Here is a 19,105-nt window from a genome sequence, read left to right on the forward strand (position 1 = left end):
TAAAGCAATGGGATCAGACAATGCGCAGCGAATAATCGGTCGCGCGCACGTCCTTGGTCAGGCTGCCAATCGAGATGCGGTCCACGCCCGTTTCGGCAATCGCGCGCACGGTCTCCAGATTGATACCGCCCGAGGCTTCCAGCAGCGCGAGACCGGCGTTGACCCGCACCGCCTCGCGCATCATGGCCAGGTCGAAGTTATCAAGCAGGACCGACTTGACGCCGGCAGCCAGCGCTTCTTCGAGCTGGACAATCGTTTCGACTTCGATCTGCACCGGCGCACCGGCATTGAGGCTGGCGGCCGCCGCCAGCGCGGACGTGACGCCCCCGGCAGCGGCGATGTGATTTTCCTTGATCAGGATGCCGTCGTACAGCGCCATGCGCTGGTTCTTGCCACCGCCGACCCGCACCGCGTACTTCTGCGCCTGGCGCAGGCCGGGCAGCGTCTTGCGGGTGTCGAGGATCGCAGCGCTCGTGCCTGCAATGACGTCGACGTAGCGGCGCGTGGCAGTGGCCACACCGGAGAGCAACTGCAGAAAGTTCAGCGCGGCGCGCTCGGCCGTGAGCAACGCGCGCGGGTTCGCGGTGATGCTGCAGACGGTGCTGTTGGCAGGCATCAGGTCGCCTTCCGCGAACTGCCAGGCGATGTCGGTGTCGTGGTCGACCGCGAGCATGACGCCCTCGAACCAGGGCGCGCCGCACAGCACGGCCGCTTCGCGCACGATCACGCGCGCCGTGACGCGGATATCGTTTGGCACCAGCTTGCCGGTCAGGTCGCCGCTGCCGATGTCTTCCAGCAGCGCGGCCAAGATATTCTGTTCGAACGCGGCCTGCAGCTTGGCGTCGAACTGGGCGTGGGGATTGTGCAGACTGGTCATGCGGGGCCGACTCCGGAAAACATGGGGGCATTCTGTTCGAGCGCGCCGGTTGGCAGCGCCTTGGCGCGTTTGGCGGCAGCAAAATCGAGCATGCGGTCGATCGCGCGTTTGGCTTGCAGGCCGACGGCAGGATCGACATGGACTTCGTTGCCGCCCGCTTCGAGCACCTCCGCCAGATTGCGCAGGCCGTTCATCGCCATCCACGGGCAATGTGCGCAGCTCTTGCAGGTCGCGCTGTTGCCGGCGGTCGGCGCTTCGATGAAGGTCTTGCCCGGTGCGGCCAGCTTCATCTTGTGCAGGATGCCATTGTCGGTGGCGACGATGAAGTGGGTGGCGTCCAGCGTCTGCGCGGCATTGATCAGCTGGGTGGTTGAGCCGACCACGTCGGCCTGCGCGACAACGTTCGCCGGCGACTCCGGGTGCACCAGCACCTTGGCCAGCGGGTATTCGGCGCGCAGCAAGTCGAGTTCAATGCCCTTGAATTCGTCATGCACGAGGCACGAACCCTGCCAGAGCAGCATGTCGGCGCCGGTCTTGGCCTGGATGTACGAGCCCAGGTGGCGGTCGGGCGCCCACAGGATTTTCTTGCCCTGCGCGTGCAGCTCGGCCACGATGTCCAGACCGATGGACGACGTCACCATCCAGTCGGCGCGCGCTTTGACGGCGGCGCTCGTATTGGCATAAACGACGACGGTGCGGTCGGGATGCTGGTCGCAGAACGCCGCAAACTCGTCGGCCGGGCAGCCGAGGTCGAGCGAACAGGTCGCGTCGAGATCGGGCATCAGGATGGTTTTTTCGGGGCTGAGGATCTTGGCGGTCTCACCCATGAACCGCACACCGGCCACGACGAGCGTCTGCGCAGCGTGGTCACGGCCAAAGCGCGCCATCTCGAGCGAGTCGGACACGCAGCCGCCGGTTTCTTCGGCCAGGTCCTGCAGGTCGGCGTCCACGTAATAGTGGGCGACGAGGACTGCGCTTTTTTCTTTCAGCAGGCGCCGGATTTTGTCCTTGAGCACGTTGCGTTCGGCCAGTTCGGGCGCGCTGGGAATGCGTGCCCAGGCCTCGGCGGTGCAGGCCAGACCGGCCTGGGGCCGGTCGTATTCGTAGGTCTTGATCGGTACGGTGTGCATACTTTTCTCGGTCTCCTTGGCAGGGCCGCGCGGGCCCTGCCTTTCCTGCATTACGCGTCGATGCCCTGGCTCGCCAGGTATTCCTCGTAGTTACCACGGAAATCGACGATCTCGTTTTCGCGGATTTCCAGCACGCGCGTGGCCAGCGACGAGACAAACTCGCGGTCGTGCGAGACGAAGATCAGGGTACCGGCGTATTTGTCCAGCGCGATGTTCAGCGACTCGATCGACTCCATGTCCATGTGGTTGGTCGGCTCGTCGAGCAGCAGCACATTGTGACGGCCCAGCATCAGCTTGCCGTACATCATGCGGCCCTTTTCACCACCGGACAGCACGTTGACCGACTTCTTGACTTCGTCGCCGCCAAACAGCAGGCGACCCAGAATCGAGCGCACGGCCTGGTCGTCGTCACCTTCTTGCGTCCACTGGCCCATCCAGTCGGTCAGGTTGTCGCCCACCGCGAATTCTTCGGTTGGATCCTGCGGCATGTAGCCAGGATTGGCGTTCTCGGCCCACTTGACGCGGCCGCCATCCGGCTGCAGTGCGCACAGCTCGCCACCGATCGTGCGCAGCAGCGTGGTCTTGCCGGCACCGTTGGCGCCGATGATCGCGATGCGCTCGCCGGCCTCGACCATGATCGAGAAATTCTTGAACAGCTGACGGTCGTAGGCTTTCGAGATGTTCTCGGCTTCCACCGCCAGGCGGTGCAGCTTCTTCTCGCCTTCGAAGCGCACGAACGGATAGGCGCGCGAGGATGGCTTGAACTCTTCGATCTTGATCTTGTCGATCTGCTTGGCGCGCGACGTGGCCTGGCGCGCCTTGGACTTGTTGGCCGAGAAGCGGCGCACGAAGTCCTGCAGTTCCGCGACCTTCTCTTTGGCCTTGGCATTGTTCGACAGCTGCTGGTTGCGCGCCTGGGTCGAGGCCAGCATGTATTCGTCGTAATTGCCCGGATACACCTTTAGCGTGCCGTAATCCATGTCGGCCACGTGCGTGCAGACCTGGTTCAGGAAGTGGCGATCGTGGGAAATGATGATCATCGTGGAATTACGCTCGTTGAGCATGTCTTCCAGCCAGCGGATCGTGTTGATGTCCAGGTTGTTGGTCGGCTCGTCGAGCAGCAGGATGTCCGGATTCGAGAACAAGGCCTGCGCCAGCAGCACGCGCAGCTTCCAGCCCGGTGCCACGGCGCTCATCGCGCCCTGGTGCAGCTCGGTGCCGATGCCCAGGCCCAGCAGCAGTTCGCCGGCGCGCGCTTCGGCCGAATAGCCGTCGTATTCGGCGACCTTGCCTTCGAGCTCGGCGGCTTTCATGTAGTCGTCGTCCGTGGCCTCGAGGTTCGCATAGATTGCATCGCGTTCGGCGATCGCGTTCCACAGCTCGGTGTGGCCCATCATGACGACGTCGAGCACGCGCGTGTCTTCGTAGGCGAACTGGTCCTGGCGCAGCTTGCCCAGGCGCTCGCCCGGATCGAGGCTGACGTTACCGGCGGACGGCTCGAGGTCGCCGCCCAGGATCTTCATGAACGTCGACTTGCCGCAGCCGTTGGCGCCGATCAGGCCGTAGCGGTTGCCGTCGCCGAAGCGCACGGAAATGTTCTCGAAGAGCGGCTTGGCGCCGAATTGCATCGTGATGTTGGCTGTGGATAGCACTGTATGACCCCAAAAAGCGTATTTGATTAACCGACTATTTTACCATCGCATGCCCTCCAGGGCGAATGGCCTGGATTGGCGGGCGCCGTTAGCCGATGCGGGTTCAGGCGCGGCGCACGGTCGGGTAATCCGACAGCAGCAGGCTGAAACCGTCGGCATCCGACTGCAGGCGGCCTTGCGCGCCAAACGGAATCGTCACGCGCCGTGGAATATGCCCAAAACTCAGGCCCGTCAGCACGGGGACCGGCAAGGTGCGGCGCGCATAGTCGAGCATGGTGTCGAAATCGTACCCATTGTCGAGCGGCCCCAGCCGGTAGCCGGAAAAATCGCCCAGCACCACCGCCTGCTGGCGTTCCAGCACGCCCGCCTGCATCAATTGCAGCAGCAGGCGCTCGACGCGGTACGGGTGTTCGCTGATGTCCTCGAGCCACAGGATGCCGCCGTCGATCTGCGGAAAGTACGGCGTGCCGATGAGCGAGCCGATCATCGCGAGATTGCCGCCCCAGACCGTCCCGCGTACATCGAGTTGCGGGTTGCCAATAACGGTTTCGCGAATCGTATGTGTGGGGCCGGCCAGGCAGGCCCAGAAGTCGTCGAGCGTGAATGGCACCGGCTCTTGTGCGCCGAAGTCGCCGGCGACCATCGGACCGGCGTAGCTGAGCGCGCCTGTCCTGGCCATCAGGCCCATGTGCAACGCCGTGACATCGGAAAAGCCGACGATGATCTTGCCGCTGGCGGCAATCGCCTCGAAATCGATGGCCGGCAGCAGGCGGCTGATGCCGTAGCCGCCGCGCAGCGCGATGATCAGGTGGATGTCGGGGTCCAGCACCGCTGCATGAAGTTGCGCGAGGCGGGCGGCGTCGGTGCCGCCGAAGCGCTGGTGGATGCAGTCGTGATCGTAGTAATTGCGGACCAGGCAGCCCTGCGCTTCAAAGCGTGCGATGGCGCGCTCGACGGCGAGCGGATCGTTGGTACAGCCGGCAGGCGCCACGATGGCGATGCCGAGACGGGAAGTGATCACGGATGGGCGACGGGGCGGTGTGTGGAATCTGGAAACATCTTACCGCGCCAACCGGTGCCGATCAAGGTCGGCCGCCAGCGCCAGCCTGACAATGCCGACCTGCTTGCCCACGCAGCATCAGACTGCGCTGGCCTTCTTCGCAAGTCGCCGCCGCTCGGCAAAAAAGGCGCGCAGAAGACTGCTTGCCTGATCGGCCAGCACGCCACCGACCACCTCGGTATGGTGATTGAGCGAAGGATGGTCGAACGGATTCACGACCGAGCCGCAGGCACCGGTCTTCGGGTCGGTTGCCGCATAGATGACACGCGCCAGACGCGCGTGCATCATCGCGCCCGAGCACATGATGCATGGCTCGAGCGTCACGTACAGCTCGCAACCCGGCAGCCGGTAGTTGCCAAGCTTGTCGGCGGCGGCGCGCAGCGCCACGATTTCGGCATGCGCCGTGGGGTCGTGGCCGCTGATCGGCTGATTGAAACCCGTCGCAATCACTTCGCCGTTCTTGACCACGACAGCGCCAACAGGCACCTCGCCACGATCCCACGCCAGTTGCGCCTGAGCCAGGGCGAGCGCCATGAATGGCTCGTGCGCCGCATCCGCAGCATGGTCAGGCACGACTGCGGACGATATCTCAGGCATCGGTGATCTCGGCCCAGCAGTTCGGGGTTTCGTGCAGCACCAGCTTGTGCAGGCGCAGGCCCGTACCGAAGCGGTCGATGAAGACGGTCTTGAGGATCGTGAAGGCCACCTGCGCCAGGTTTTCCACGGTGGGGATGCGATCGATGACCACGGTCTTGTGGTCGGGCAGCGATGACAGGAAGTCGAGCACCTTGTCATCTTTTTCGTACACGATGAAGGCATGGTCCCACACGTCGACCAGATGCTGCTTGGCCAGGGCCTTGACGTCAGAGAAATCCATGATCATGCCGTTGTCGGAATTTCCGTCAGCGTCGATGACTTCGCCGGTCAGGGTGATTTCGAGGGTATAGCGGTGGCCGTGCAGGTTGCGGCACTGGCTCTTGTGGTCGGGAATCCGGTGTCCGGCATCGAATTCGAGCTTGCGGGTAATGGTCAACATTGCTGCTTTACTGGGTAATTGAATGAAATTGCGTAAATTAGGGAATCTGGAGCAGCTTGTGCGTCTGCAGGCTGAGCTTCCATGTCGGATTGGCGCGACACGTCTCGATCGCCAGGCGGAGATTCTGCGCTGCAAGCGGCCCATCCATCGCCTGCACGAAGAAGTGCTCGAAGTCGAGCCGCTCGTACGTGGCCAGGTCTTGGCCGATTTGCGGGATGACCACCTTGATCTCGCTGCCTTTTTCCACCACCAGCGTCGAGCCCATCTTGGGACTGACGCAGATCCAGTCGACGCCGTCGGGCACCGGCAGCGTGCCATTGGTTTCAATGGCGATGGTAAAGCCCCGTGCGTGCATGGCATCGATCAGCGCGGGGTCGAGCTGCAGCAGCGGCTCGCCGCCGGTGAACACGACGTATTTGCTGGCCGGGTAGGTGGCCGGCCACAGGCCGTCGATCTCGGCCGCCAACAGCGCGGCCTCCTTGAACTTGCCGCCGCGCTCGCCGTCAGTGCCGACGAAATCGGTATCGCAGAACTGGCAGATCGACGTGGCGCGATCCTGCTCGCGGCCGCTCCACAGATTGCAACCGGAAAAACGGCAGAATACGGCCGGCCGGCCCGCGTGGGCACCCTCTCCCTGCAAAGTGTAGAAGATCTCTTTAATGCTGTAAGTCACGTTAAGCCTCTCGTCAACCTTCCATTATAGCGCGGCGCATTCACTGGCGCAGCAGATCTGGGGCGGACGCTGAACTTGTGTCGGAAACGTCAGGTTTGAGGCCGAACAATATTCCTACATGAGCCGAGCGGTAAGTTCTTACGGAAACTTCCTACACCGTCAAGAGGGCAATCATGAACAAACGGATTTTTTTGCTGGTGACCTTGCCCTTCGTCGCCTGCAGCGCCAGGGCCAGTGATGCGCATTTCATGGTGCCCCCGCTACTGCGCAGCGCAGCACCTGAACTCCTGATCTGCATCCTCGTGACGATGGCGGCCCTGGTGCTGGCATGCCTGAGCCTGCGCCGCAGCGTGGGCCTGGAAGAACGGGCCCGGACCCTCCACGGGCAACTGGCCGCCGAGCGCGAGTCGCGCGCGCAGTCCGAGCAGGCATTGGCGGACAACCACGACGTCGTCTATCGCCTGGTGCGCCAGAACGAAGATGTGCGCGACAGCGAACGTACGCGCATCGCGCGCGAGCTGCAAAGCGAGCTGGGGCGCCGCCTGCTGACATTGCGCACCGACCTGTCGAACCTGCATGACAGCGCCACCTCGGCCCAGGCACCTGCCCTGGCCAGCCGCCTGGAGAGCGCCATGCAGCACATTGACGGCGCGATCGGCGCCGTGCGCGCGGTGGCGGGCGGCCTGCGCGGGTTCGGCCCTGGCGACGGCTTGCGCCACGCGCTCGAACGCTGCCTGGCCGAACATGCGCACCTGTACGGGATGCGCTACCGCTTCGAGGCCGGCATTGACCCCAGCTCGCGCGCCACGCAGGATCGGAGCGCACGGCTGGCCGTGTTTCGCGTACTGCAGGATGTGCTCGCCACTGCTGCGCGCGTCCAGCACGGCGAACTGCACGTGCGTCTGCTGGAAAATGCCGGATCTCTGGGGTTGGAAATCGATGGCTGCGCCAGCGCTCCGGGCGAAGTGGCCTCATTGCCGGCCGAGCTGATCGACCAGATCCGCACCATGGGCGGCGTGCTGCGTGTGATTGCCACCTCCGGACACGCGGGCCGCTGGTCCTTGTCGCTGCCGGTCCGCAATAGCGCGCCCGACCTGGCCACCGAGATGGCCGTGGTTGCCTGATCGGCGTGCGACCGCACAACCGTGTGCGTTAAACACAACGCTGAAACCTCCTTGCTAAAGATCAATAGCATGTCTTGATGCCGGTAGCAGAATCGGTTTCTGACGGCCGCCACCCGGTTGCCGCAAACCGAAGCGTTACCAATCGCAGAGGACTGCTCATGATCAACACAAGCAGCAGCGCCGCACACCCGCCCCCCCTGCTACAGGACGTCGCCTTCGTCGGTCAGTTGATGGAAAGCCTGTCGGTGCCGGTCTTCGTGCTCGATACCCATGCGCGCGTGACGATCTGGAACCGTGCCTGCGAACAGCTTACCGGCGTACCGGCGCTTGAAGTACTGGGCACCGGCGACCATTGGCGCAGCTTCTACGATATCCAGCGGCCCACGCTCGCCGATCTCGTTCTGCGAACCGGGTGCGATCCTGCGCTGGCAGGCGAGCCCGCAGCCGCGGCCGTGGGCGATGCTGCGCGCGCAACGCCCGGCTTGTCCATCGAGAGCTGGTGCGATATGCCGCGCGCCGGTCGCCGTCGCTATCTGGCGGCCGACGCCAATCCCATTTTCGACGCCAGCGGTCAACTGTCGGCAGTGGTTGAAACCCTGCGCGACCTGACCGATGAAAAGATGGCCCAGGCAGCGCTGGAGCAACTGGCCACCCGGGACGGCTTGACGGGCCTGGCCAACCGGCGCTGCTTTGATGACACGCTGCAGGCAGAATGGGCGCGCGCGCTGCGCCAGGTGCAGCCGCTCTCACTGCTGATGGTCGATGTCGACAATTTCAAGGCCTACAACGATGCGCATGGCCACCTGGGCGGCGACGAATGCCTGAAGCGGGTGGCGCGCGCGGTGGCCAGCGAGATGCGGGCCAACGACCTGGTGGCACGCTATGGCGGCGAAGAATTCGCCGTCGTCTTGCCGAACCAGTCGCTCAAGGGGGCCGCGATCGTGGCCGAGCGGATCCGTAGCCGGGTCGAACAGCTGCAGTTGCCCTGCCGCTTCGCCGCCGGCCACGTCACCGTGTCCATCGGCGCGGCCACCGCAATCGCCGGCCCCGACAACCATGCCAACCAGCTCGTCGCCATTGCCGATGCCGCCCTGTACCGGGCCAAGCACCTGGGGCGCAACCGGATCAGCTTGCCGATGACTGAGGCGGCCTGAACGCTGCAGCAAGCGCACAGTTACACCGTTCAAATTGACTGGCCAAGCCGGTGGGGTGGACGGGTATGCCGTCCACGCGTTTGAAATAGCAGGATTTGTTGGACGCGTGGACGGGAAATCCGCCCACCCTACGAGGAAATCACCTGGCAAGTGCTCACAAACATGAAAAACGACGCCAATCGGCGCCGTTTTTACTCGTGCTTCACTGTTGCCAAAGGCGCTTAACGCATCATGCGTTCCCAGCCGTGACGCACTGCCGACTTCATTTTGTCCCAGGTCGACTGCTCGCCCGGATAACGGTTGTCCCAATCGCTGCGCAGATCGGTCTCGACCTCGGCCCATGGACGATTGCGATATTTCTCTTCGCGCGCCATTGCGGTACCGTAGTTGTAGGCCGGACGGTATTCATCGTAGGCGCCACCAGTGCTGCCGTAGACCGAATTCCAGTGATTACGGTAATAGACGTCGTCGTCATTGTCGTCCGTCATTTTATCCCAGCCATGACGCACGGCGTTCTTGACGCGATCCCAGGCCGATGGCTCGCTGCTGTCGCTGCCGGTGGTGCTAAATTCGCGGGTGCCGTCGATACGATTGTCCCAGCCGCTGCGCAAGTCGGTCTCGACATCGTCCCATGGACGGTTACGGTACAGCTCATTGCGACGCATTTCGGTACCGTACGAATAGGCTGGCTTGAGGTCGTCGTACTTCTCGCCGGTCGACGCGTAGGTGCTGTCGTAGTGACTACGGTAACCGTCGTCGTCGCCGGTCATGCGTTCCCAGCCATGACGCACTGCGGCCTTCATCTTTTCCCAGGTCGATGGCTCGCCGCCATTGGCGTAACGACTGTCCCAATCGTTGCGCAGGTCGGCTTCGATATCGTCCCAGGCACCGTTGGTGTAACGGCCACTGCGGGCAGCTTCGCTACCGTAGCTGTAGGCCGGTGCGTACTCGTCGTACGATGCACCGGTCGCGCCGTAGGTGGTGTCGAAGTGGTTACGGTAAGCCGTATCGTCGCCGCCGTAGGCGCCCATGGCGCTGCTGCCAGAGCCCGCTTCAAAACCCGTCGCCGCGCCCAGAGCCGCGTCCGATTGGCCGCGCGAGAAGATGCGCACGCCATTGCGCTGCTTGTCGGTGAACCTGGTGCCGGTGCTGCCGGTGCTGCCGATGCCGCCAACACTGGTGTCGCGCTGCAGCGAATCGCCACGGTCGACTGCGGTCGAACCCTGGCGAATCGAGCCTTCCAGCGCCGAACCCTGGATGGCCGAGTCACGCAGTGTCGAGGCTTGCAGCGACGTGCCGCCGGTGGCGGTCAGTCCACTCTGGCCCATTGGTTCCTGGTGCGTCGAGTTGGTCAGGTCGGCCGTGCCCAGCGACCCCTGATGCTGGAACAGCTGACGGTCGCCCGGATTGTCCAGCGACGGGATGGCGGCAGCTTGCACCGAGCCAGCGCCGGTCGACGACGATTGTGCCGACATCGACGATGCCTGCTGCATGCCGATCGTGCTGCCAGCATGCATCGCGCCGCTGCTGAAGCCGGTCGAGGCCAGGTCGGGCGTGCCGCTCGAGGTTTCATCGATGTCGGTCGGACCGTAGCGTTCGACGATGTCTGCGCCGCGCTCGACTTCAGGCAGCGAGTTGGCCACCAGCGTCAGCACGTGGCTGCCGCGGTTGACGGCGCCTTCATAACGATTGGCGTGCTCGGCATCATCCGAGCCGAACAGGTCGCCGAAGAAATTCTTGATGCTGGCAGTAATGCCCGTGTCGCCATCGGCGCTGCGGGTCGTGTCGAGGTCGGACGATGCGGAGAAGCTATCGCTTTGGCCGATGGTATCTGCATTGGCGCCCGACAGCCGTACATCGGTGCTGGTAAAGCCCGACGACAACAATTCGTTCATTGCGTTCTGTGCATCAGTGCGGTTATCGAACACCGCCACGAGAGTATGTTGCATGGTCGTTCCTCCGAAAAATAGTGGATCTTGCGCGGGCGGCGACGCCGCCTCTCCGTTCGCGCTATGTTGTCAACATTACTCTATTCTCGGCGGAACTCGCACACCATTGACGAGCGGAAATTTTACGATCGTTGCCGCACGCTTGCCCGATGACAGCGCCATGACATGCAGGAGGAAAGGGACTGGGAAAGAAGGTGCGAAAGGCTCATCCGCTCGAAGGGGATCGAGCGGTGTTGTCACGGCGCGGCGGGCGCGCGAGGTCATGCGAAGGGATTCTCGATGGTCTTGACCACCGGCGGCGGCAACTGGGCCGGCAACTCGCCCGATGACTCGCGCGCTTCCAGCGCGGCCACGATCTCGCCCAGCATGGCGTGCAGGCGCCGGGCGTGCGCCAGACCCGGCACGTCCGCAGTCAGGTCGACGTCACCCGATATCGTGATGCGGTCGATCCGGTTTTCCAGCATCAGGTCGCCAATGCCGATGACATCGGCTTCATTGGCGAACGGGACAAAGCTGACGGATTTTTTCTTGCTCATGGGGCCTCTCGTGTTATGAACGTTTTCTGGATTGCTTGATCTTCGGCAGGCGCAGCATCCGCTCCTTTTGCTGCGTAGTGAGCGACGGCAGCAGTTGAATGCCGACGATTCGCTCGAGCTCGGCCACGGGTACGACGTTGATCGGCGCATCGGCCCGGTTTTCCGTCAGCCAGGCTGCGCCCAAGCGTTGACGCGGACTGTAGACAACCTTGTACAGATGGGTCGGCACGATCACGTTGCCGACTTTTTTCAGGCTCGTGCCCAGAAACGCCGGCCCCGTAATCACATACAGCTCGCCTTCATTCTTTGCCATCGTGCGCACGGCGCCTTCGATGGGCGCCCAGATCTTGCGGTTATGGTCACGGTCTTGCGGCACCATATTGGCCAGCGAAAAACTCTCGCGCTGGGTGCGGCGATCGGGCATGTTCGCGTTGGGCGCCAGGTGGCCACGGTCGAAACCGCTGCGGGCGTAATCGGACAATTCGGCGCGCTGGCCGCGCGGCAGACGCGACTCGGCATGAAACTTGTCGTCCCGATCGAGCCCCTGGGCACGCTCGAGATTATCGGCGCGCACATACTCGGCCGACCATAACGGTGTACGGGTCACGCCCGAATGCACGACACCAAACACGCCATAGCATAGCTCGCGCGTGGACACGGCCAGCTTCTGGTTCTGGATTTCCGGCGCACGGCCGTCGAGGTAATGGACAGGGCAACTCGCCGCCTGGACAGCGGCGGAGGCCAGCAGCGCGCCGGCCAATGCAACCCGGGCGACCATGCTGGAAAGGGACAATCGAAACATGATAGCGACACAGTGAAGGAAACAGCCGGCATTCTAGCTGAGCGACAATTTCCTGAGCATACATTTAACGTAACGCATCAACGCACGCATGGCGCGGCGCTGCAGGTTGATGCCGACAACGGCAGCGCCGATGCCCTCCCGGAGGCGCTGACCACACCGGCGCCGTCGCGACAGGTGCCTGAAAAACCGTCATGCCGGCGCTCTTGCGGCGCATGCGGGAGACGCCTGCATGATTGTTTGCGGGCAAGTTTGACGTTGACACTTGTTCATCTGCGCATTAAATTGTCAGAATAAACACACTCGCACACCAGGCGCATGTTGAACGATCCGAACGACTGTCCCGACAGTCTCATGAGCAGTTGCATCCTGTTCATCTGCCAGCATCCCAACGTCGATCCGGTCGTGACGGAGGTTGCACGCGAACTGGGCAGAGCCGTACTGCATGCCACCTCCCTCGAAGATGGCCTGGCGCACGTACAGCGCCAGGCTTTCGCACTGGTCCTGGTCGGCTACGCGGGCGACCCCGAAGGCATGCTTGCCGACGTGGCCGCCGTGCGCAGCAACGCACGTTCGAGCCTGACGCCCATCGTCGCCATCGGCTTGCCGCTGCCAATGCCCATGCCGCACGAGGCGCTCTACGATGCCGGCGTGATTGCGGTACTCACCGCGCCACTTTCGCCGGCGATCCTGCGTGCCAAAGCGCGTTTCTATACCGCCGCCTTCGACACGCAAATCGAGCGCAGCCGCGCCGAGGCAGCGCTCGACGACACCAGCCGGCGCCTCGCACGCATTATCGAGGCTGCCGAGCTGGGTATCTGGTCATGGAATATCGGCGCCGATCGCGTCGAGGCCGACGAGCGCGTGGCCGGTGTGTTCGGCGTGCCACCAGACGAACGCAGCAGCGCCCCGCTGGCCCGCTACCTGGCCGCCATCCACCCCGACGATGTGGCATCGACGTTGGCCGAAATCCGCGCCGCGATTGCCGCATGTGGCGCCTATGGCGCCACCTACCGGATCCGCCTCGCCGGCGGCGGCTGGCGCTGGATCATTGCGCGCGGCCATGTCGACACCGATGGCCAGGGCAATGCCGGCGCAGTGCGCGGCGTGATCATCGACGCCACCCGCCAGCTCGAGGCAGAACAGCAGCTGCGCGCCAGTGAAGAGCGCTACCGCACCGTGTTCAACTCGATCGACGACGGCCTGTGCGTGATCGACATGCTGTTCGACACCCACGGCGCGCCCTGCAACTACCGCTTCATCGAAACCAATCCCGCGTTCATCGCGCATACCGGTCTCGTCGACGCGGTTGGCAAGACCGCGCGTGAACTGGTGCCGGGCCTCGAACAACACTGGTTCGACATGTACGGGCGGGTCGCGACCACGGGCGAGCCGGTGCGCTTCGAGAACGAGGCAAAGGGTCTCTCGCGCTGGTACGACGTGTACGCCACGCGGCTGGGCGGCCCGTCTTCGCACCGCGTCGCCGTCTTGTTTACCGACGTGACCGAGCGGCGCCGGTCCGATGCCGCACTGCGCCAGATGGCGACCGACCTGTCCGAGGCAAACCGGCTCAAGACCGAATTTCTGGCAACGCTAGCGCATGAGCTGCGTAACCCGCTGGCGCCGATCCGCAGCGGACTGCAATTTATCCGGCGCGCGCCGGGCGACGCCGCCGCCGTCAGTCGCGTCCACGAGATCATGGAGCGCCAGCTCGACCACCTGGTGGTGCTGGTCGACGACCTGCTCGACGTCGCTCGCATCCACCGCGGCCAGGTCGAGCTGCGCCTCGAGCCGGTCGATCTGGCAACCGTCGTGAACGCAGCGCTCGAGACGAGCATGCCGCTGATCCAGGCAGCGCGCCACAGTGTCGACCTGCGCCTGCCGGCCATGGCGCTGCCGTTGCTGGCCGATCCGACGCGCCTGACCCAGGTCATCAGCAATCTGCTCAACAATGCCGCGCGCTACACGCCCAAGGGCGGGCACATCGCTCTGTACGCCGAACGCGACGGCGATGAGGCCTTGATTACCGTCACCGACAACGGCATCGGCATCGCGCCCGATGCGCTCGAAGCGGTGTTCCGGATGTTCACGCAGGTGGGCCAGGCGCAACAGCCGGGCTCCGGTGGGCTGGGCATTGGCCTGTCGCTGGTGCGTAGCCTGGTCGAACTGCATGGCGGCAGCGTGCGCGCCGATAGCGCCGGCACGAATGCCGGCAGCCGGTTCACTGTCCGCCTGCCGCTGGCCAGCGAACCGGCCAGTGCGGCGCCGCCGGCAACGCGCACACTGCCAGCCGGCGTGGTGCCGCCGCGCAGCGTGCTGGTGGTCGACGATAACCGCGACGCGGCCGAAACCCTGGCCGCGCTGCTGTCGATGCTAGGCCACAGCGCCCCGGTCGCCAACGATGGTCATCAGGCGCTGCGCATGCTGCCAGGGTTGATGCCGGATGTCGTGTTTCTCGATCTGGGGATGCCTGGCATGTCCGGGTACGAGGTGGCGCGTGCGATCCGCGCCGACGCCCGTTATGCGCCTGTGCGCCTGGTGGCGCTGACCGGCTGGGGCGGCGAAGCCGACCGCGAGCGCACCGCGCAGGCGGGGTTCGATGCGCACCTGACCAAGCCGGCGACAGTGGAGGCCATCGAAGACGTGCTTCGGCAGATGACATAGCGAATAAATCCCGGCACGGTCGCCAGCGCCATGCAGCCACGTAAAAAGGGCCGGTATCCTGCGATACCGGCCCTTTTTACGACTGCTGGTGACTGCGCTTAACCGGCGTTGGCAACCGCGACCAGATCTGGCGTGCTCGGCACGGCTTCCTGGTTGCTGGCGAAGAAGCGCTCGACCTTGTTGCTGCGCACCGCGCTGTCGATCAGCGCGTGCATGCTGCTCGCGGTCAGGTCCCACGAGGTACCGGCCACGACTTCACGCATGCGCGCCGCCATCGTTGCGCGCTCGTCGGGCGTCAGCGCCAGCTGCCGTTCGCAAGCCGCGATGAAGTCAGCGTGCGATTCGGCGATCTCGACCACGTCACCGTACGGCACCTTGACGTCGGTAATCGGCGTGGACACCGACGGCAGTTCGGCCGCCATGTATTCAAGCACCTTGGTCGGGCTGATGAACTTGGTCGAATCGTTGATCGCGAATGGCAGCAGGCACACATCCCAGCCAGCCAGGAACTGCGGCAGCTCGTTATACGTGCGCTGGCCCATGTAATGCACATTGGCCTGCTTCGGCAGCGTTGCCGGATCGATCTTGACGACTGGACCGACCAGCACGATCTGCCATTCCGGATGCGCATCGGCCATGCTCGAGACCAGATCGACATCGAAACGCTCGTCGATCACGCCGTAGAAGCCCAGGCGTGGATGCGCAATGTGCGCCTGGTCAGGATGCGAGATAGCGGCATCCTGTGCCTGACGGAAATGGCCTGCATCGACGCTGCTCGAGAAGCAGTGGGCGTTTGCGTGACGGTCGCGCTTGGACTGATACAGGCTCGGACCACCGGTGAAGACCACGTCGGCGATGTTGAGCAAGGCGCTTTCGCGCTGCAGCAGCTGCTTCGGCGCATTCTTGAACATCGCCAGCTCATCCATGCAGTCGTAGATCACCTTCGACGGCTTCAGGCCTTGCAGCAGTGGCAGCGCCATTGGCGTGTAGAACCACACGACTGGCTCTTCGCCGGCAGGCACGAGATCGGCCAGCAGGTTTTGCAGCGTCGGCAACTGGTCATCGTGGAAGCCCCACTGATGGATCGGCGTGTGCGGACGGCACACGGTAATGTTGGCCGCGACTTCCATCTTTTCCAGGCGCGCTTCGCCGTCCGTGTGCATCGGCTCTTCGACGAAGAGAATCTTGTAGTGTTGCGCCAGACGTGTCATCAGGTGCTGGGGACGTTGAAACACGAAATCCCAGCGGAGATGGCAGAACACGATGAGGGTCGGCATGTGAATTTTCCTTTCGCCTTTGTGGCGCTATAGTTGTTGGTCATTGTGCAGTCGGACGGCTCTTCTCTCTCTACTGAAACCACCGCTAAGGGCGCGTGGGAGCCTGCCGGACCAGCGGATCCTAACATGCAATTTTCTTAATTTTTTGATTTGTGCAGAGCACTATTTCAAGGAATGTAACGCGACCGCAGGTGGTTTCTGCTGAGCGTCATAGGAGGACGAGATTCGTCGTGCCGCTCCCTGTCAGCGACGTCCTACAGGGCGACAGGTAGTTCCACTACGACGACAAGTGGAAATCTTGACAGGCCACACCGAAAGTCACCCGCGAAAATCGCGCCCCGAGGCTGTTTGCAGTGCACCACGGTTGAGTCTTCCGGTAATGTGGTGGCACCAGGGCGGCGCGGAGGGCGCCCTGGTGGGTTGCAGGACTCAGCCCGGCTGATATGGTTCGGCGCCTTCGGCATGGCCATCGTCGCTAAACCCCACGGCGATCGACACGCCTTCCAGCCCGAGCGAGAGCAGCGCCTCGCACAGGTCATCAACCTCGGCCACCAGATCGGCCGCCAGATCGACCGGTTTCTCGACGCTGCCCCATGGCTGTCCACCGTCCAGCGCGTACAGGTTGGCACGCAGCTGGATGTGGTCACCCATGTCGATGGGCGCGACCACCGCGTGCACGGCATCCGGCACCAGATCCTTGGCCTGCAGCAGGCCCTTGACGTCGGCCAGCACGCCCAGCGTCGCCAGTTCGGCCACGCCCAGTTCCTTGGCGCCGTAGAACAGGTCCTGGTACAGGAAGTTCAGTTCCAGCCGTGCCGGGTCGGCTGCCAGAACGCGCGCCACCAGCGGCGCCGCGGCGACGGTCCAGTCACGGTAGCGGTCCATGCGCGCCGTGAAGTAGGCGTCGCTGCCGGCCTCGTCCTTTGGAACCCGGTAGAACGCATCGTCGCTGCGCTTGAACGAAAAGCCGAGCAGAAAACGCAGCTCGAGCGCGGTTTCGTCGGGCGCCACTGGCTCGCCGGTCCAGCCGCGCATGCTTGCCGCGATGGTTGGCGCCGGCTGCAGTTTCTTTTCCATCAGCGAGGCGGCCGCTTCGCGCAGCATCTCGTGCAGCGTGCCGTAGGCAATATGGTCGATCTCGCCCAGGTCAAACGCGTGCTGGAGCAGGATTACGCGCGCATTCGGGCTGTCCAGGGCACCATCCTTGAAACTGGCCACGAGCGCCTCGAAGGCGGCTTCGTCCTGGAACAATTCCTGCGCGGCCAAGCCGCCCTGGCTGCGCACGAACAGCGGCACCATGAAGGCGTCAATTTCGTGTTCCGGGCCGCCTTCTCGCCCCACGCGTAGCGTGGCCGCTTCTTCTTCGATGCACCCGCGCAGCACGCGGCAGGCGAGCGGATCGGTGTAGCGGGCCAGTTCGATGGCCTCGTACAGGACCTCGTCGCGCTTCTTGCGCACGGCCTTGCGCACCGCCAGGGCAAGCTGCGCGCGCCGTGCGTCATCGATGTCGCTGGTAACCATGTCTTCGCGCTCGGCGATCTCGAGGGCCAGGTCGGCCATCTCCTGGGCCTGGGCATTCGTGTCCGGTTCGCGTGTGTTGTTCGAGGTGCGGGGCACCGGACGCTTATTTTTTGGCATGTCTGAAGTAGAAGAGTGAAAATGAAAAAACGATCGTGCCCGCATGGTAACACTGTGGCAAGGCCCCCGACACCCACCGTTGACGCGGTGCGCAATGGTGCTGCTCGGTGATATGCTTCGCGCTACCGTACTCTGCAGGATCATCATGCTCGACCGTTTCTTCCAACTCAGCGCCAACAACACCACCATCCGCACCGAACTCATGGCGGGCCTGACCACGTTTCTGACGATGGTCTATATCATTTTTGTCAATCCATCGATCCTCGGCGATGCGGGCATGCCCAAAGAGTCTGTGTTCGTCGCCACCTGCCTGATTGCCGCTGCCGGCACCGCCCTGATGGGCCTGTATGCCAACTACCCGATTGCGATGGCGCCCGGCATGGGCCTGAATGCCTACTTCGCTTACGCCGTCGTGCTCGGCATGGGCATTCCGTGGCAGGCGGCGCTGGGCGCCGTGTTTATTTCAGGGTGTCTGTTCATCGTCGTCACAATGGTCGGCCTGCGCGGGATGATCGTCGACGGTATTCCGCGCTCGATGCGGGTTGCGATCACGGTCGGGCTGGGCATGTTCCTGGCCCTCATTGCGCTCAAGAACGCCGGCATTGTCGTGGCCAGCGAGACCACGCTCGTCAAGGCGGGCGACCTGCACCAGCCGGCTGCACTGATGGCCGTGCTGGGCTTTTTCGTGATCGTCGCGCTGGACCGGCTGCGGGTGCGCGGCGCGATCCTGATCGGCATCGTCCTGGTGACCGGGCTCAGCTTTTTCTTCGGCGGCAATACGTATCAGGGCGTGTTCTCGCTGCCCCCGCCCATCTCGCCGACGCTTTTCGCGCTGGACATCCCGGGCGCACTGGCGGCCGGCATCCTGAATGTGGTGCTGGTGTTCTTCCTGGTCGAACTGTTCGATGCGACCGGCACCCTGATGGGCGTAGCGCGCCGCGCGGGCCTCCTGGTCGAGGGCAAGATGGAGCGCCTGAACAAGGCGCTGCTGGTCGACAGCAGCGCCATCGTCGCCGGCAGCGTGCTGGGCACGTCGAGCACGACGGCGTACATCGAAAGCGCCGCCGGTGTGCAGGTGGGCGGCCGCACCGGCCTGACCGCAGTGACGGTCGCGGTGCTGTTTCTGGCCTGCCTGTTCATCGCGCCACTGGCCGCGGTCGTGCCAAGCTATGCCACCGCGCCGGCGCTGCTGTTCGTCGCCTGCCTGATGCTGGGCGACCTGAGCGAAGTCGACTGGAGCGACACCACCGAGAGCATCCCGGCGGCCGTCACCGCGCTGGGCATGCCGTTCACGTACTCGATCGCCGAGGGCATTGCGTTCGGCTTCATCAGCTACGCCGTGCTCAAGCTGCTGACGGGACGCGCGCGCGACGTCAAACCGGTCGTCTGGGTGATCGCTGCACTGTTCGCGTTCAAGATCGCCTACGTCGGGGCGTGATTGCCGGTGCCATGCGCGATCCGGGCGCCGTGCACGTCGCGTCGTACAGGCGATGCGTTACAATATCGGCCAACTCGCGGCAGCCTGGCTGCCGCGCA

16 protein-coding genes are annotated in these 19,105 nt (G+C 63.9%); 4 read left to right on the forward strand and 12 right to left on the reverse strand.

Annotated features, from left to right (window positions below):
- Window positions 1–13 precede the first annotated feature (13 nt).
- The 7 genes from nadC to queE all read right to left on the reverse strand — a co-directional run bounded on the left by nadC (window position 14) and on the right by queE (window position 6,428).
- A complete protein-coding gene (gene nadC / locus RCH14_RS14225; RefSeq protein ID WP_343026751.1) occupies window positions 14–877 on the reverse strand; it encodes a carboxylating nicotinate-nucleotide diphosphorylase in 864 nt (287 codons plus the stop codon).
- A complete protein-coding gene (gene nadA, locus RCH14_RS14230; protein ID WP_343026752.1) occupies window positions 874–2,007 on the reverse strand; it encodes a quinolinate synthase NadA in 1,134 nt (377 codons plus the stop codon). The genes nadC and nadA overlap by 4 nt, the downstream gene beginning before the upstream one ends.
- Window positions 2,008–2,057: 50 nt before the next feature.
- Window positions 2,058–3,659: an ABC-F family ATPase gene (locus RCH14_RS14235; RefSeq protein WP_343026753.1), complete on the reverse strand. Its 1,602-nt coding sequence runs from the start codon at window positions 3,657–3,659 to the stop codon at window positions 2,058–2,060.
- Window positions 3,660–3,762: 103 nt separating this feature from the next.
- Window positions 3,763–4,680 carry a muramoyltetrapeptide carboxypeptidase gene (gene ldcA / locus RCH14_RS14240; RefSeq protein WP_343026754.1) on the reverse strand — a complete coding sequence of 306 codons (918 nt, stop codon included), beginning with the start codon at window positions 4,678–4,680 and terminating at the stop codon, window positions 3,763–3,765.
- 117 nt (window positions 4,681–4,797) lie between these two features.
- Window positions 4,798–5,316 carry a tRNA adenosine(34) deaminase TadA gene (gene tadA / locus RCH14_RS14245; protein WP_343026755.1) on the reverse strand — a complete coding sequence of 173 codons (519 nt, stop codon included), beginning with the start codon at window positions 5,314–5,316 and terminating at the stop codon, window positions 4,798–4,800.
- Window positions 5,309–5,755: a 6-carboxytetrahydropterin synthase QueD gene (gene queD / locus RCH14_RS14250; RefSeq protein ID WP_183552419.1), complete on the reverse strand. Its 447-nt coding sequence runs from the start codon at window positions 5,753–5,755 to the stop codon at window positions 5,309–5,311. Before queD ends, tadA begins: the two co-directional genes overlap by 8 nt.
- Before the next feature lie 37 nt (window positions 5,756–5,792).
- Window positions 5,793–6,428 carry a 7-carboxy-7-deazaguanine synthase gene (gene queE / locus RCH14_RS14255; RefSeq protein WP_343026756.1) on the reverse strand — a complete coding sequence of 212 codons (636 nt, stop codon included), beginning with the start codon at window positions 6,426–6,428 and terminating at the stop codon, window positions 5,793–5,795.
- 173 nt (window positions 6,429–6,601) lie between these two features.
- On the opposite strand from queE, the gene RCH14_RS14260 reads away from it, so the two are divergent.
- A complete protein-coding gene (locus RCH14_RS14260) occupies window positions 6,602–7,552 on the forward strand; it encodes a histidine kinase (RefSeq protein ID WP_343026757.1) in 951 nt (316 codons plus the stop codon).
- Between the two features lie 230 nt (window positions 7,553–7,782).
- Window positions 7,783–8,706, forward strand: a complete 924-nt coding sequence (locus RCH14_RS14265) for a diguanylate cyclase (RefSeq protein ID WP_343026972.1) — start codon at window positions 7,783–7,785, stop codon at window positions 8,704–8,706.
- A gap of 221 nt (window positions 8,707–8,927) precedes the next feature.
- On the opposite strand, the gene RCH14_RS14270 is transcribed toward RCH14_RS14265, so the two are convergent.
- The 3 genes from RCH14_RS14270 to RCH14_RS14280 all read right to left on the reverse strand — a co-directional run bounded on the left by RCH14_RS14270 (window position 8,928) and on the right by RCH14_RS14280 (window position 11,993).
- Window positions 8,928–10,655 carry a hypothetical protein gene (locus tag RCH14_RS14270; protein ID WP_343026758.1) on the reverse strand — a complete coding sequence of 576 codons (1,728 nt, stop codon included), beginning with the start codon at window positions 10,653–10,655 and terminating at the stop codon, window positions 8,928–8,930.
- Window positions 10,656–10,915: 260 nt separating this feature from the next.
- Window positions 10,916–11,191 (reverse strand): hypothetical protein, encoded by a 276-nt coding sequence (locus RCH14_RS14275; protein WP_343026759.1) that lies wholly within the window; start codon window positions 11,189–11,191, stop codon window positions 10,916–10,918.
- A 13-nt stretch (window positions 11,192–11,204) separates the two neighbouring features.
- Window positions 11,205–11,993, reverse strand: a complete 789-nt coding sequence (locus RCH14_RS14280; protein ID WP_343026760.1) for a DNA/RNA non-specific endonuclease — start codon at window positions 11,991–11,993, stop codon at window positions 11,205–11,207.
- A 351-nt stretch (window positions 11,994–12,344) separates the two neighbouring features.
- Between RCH14_RS14280 and RCH14_RS14285 the strand changes: the two genes are divergently transcribed.
- Window positions 12,345–14,654: an ATP-binding protein gene (locus RCH14_RS14285; protein WP_343026761.1), complete on the forward strand. Its 2,310-nt coding sequence runs from the start codon at window positions 12,345–12,347 to the stop codon at window positions 14,652–14,654.
- 98 nt (window positions 14,655–14,752) lie between these two features.
- Here RCH14_RS14285 and RCH14_RS14290 read toward each other — a convergent pair whose 3' ends face one another.
- Window positions 14,753–15,931: a glycosyltransferase gene (locus RCH14_RS14290; RefSeq protein WP_343026762.1), complete on the reverse strand. Its 1,179-nt coding sequence runs from the start codon at window positions 15,929–15,931 to the stop codon at window positions 14,753–14,755.
- A 429-nt stretch (window positions 15,932–16,360) separates the two neighbouring features.
- A complete protein-coding gene (locus RCH14_RS14295; RefSeq protein WP_343026763.1) occupies window positions 16,361–17,569 on the reverse strand; it encodes a hypothetical protein in 1,209 nt (402 codons plus the stop codon).
- Between the two features lie 145 nt (window positions 17,570–17,714).
- Here RCH14_RS14295 and RCH14_RS14300 point away from each other — a divergent pair, with 145 nt between their 5' ends.
- Window positions 17,715–19,007 (forward strand): NCS2 family permease, encoded by a 1,293-nt coding sequence (locus RCH14_RS14300; RefSeq protein WP_343026764.1) that lies wholly within the window; start codon window positions 17,715–17,717, stop codon window positions 19,005–19,007.
- Window positions 19,008–19,105 lie beyond the last annotated feature (98 nt).

The sequence above is a fragment of the Massilia sp. MP_M2 genome (genome assembly GCF_039123635.1).
In the GTDB taxonomy this organism is placed as follows: Bacteria; Pseudomonadota; Gammaproteobacteria; order Burkholderiales; family Burkholderiaceae_D; genus Telluria.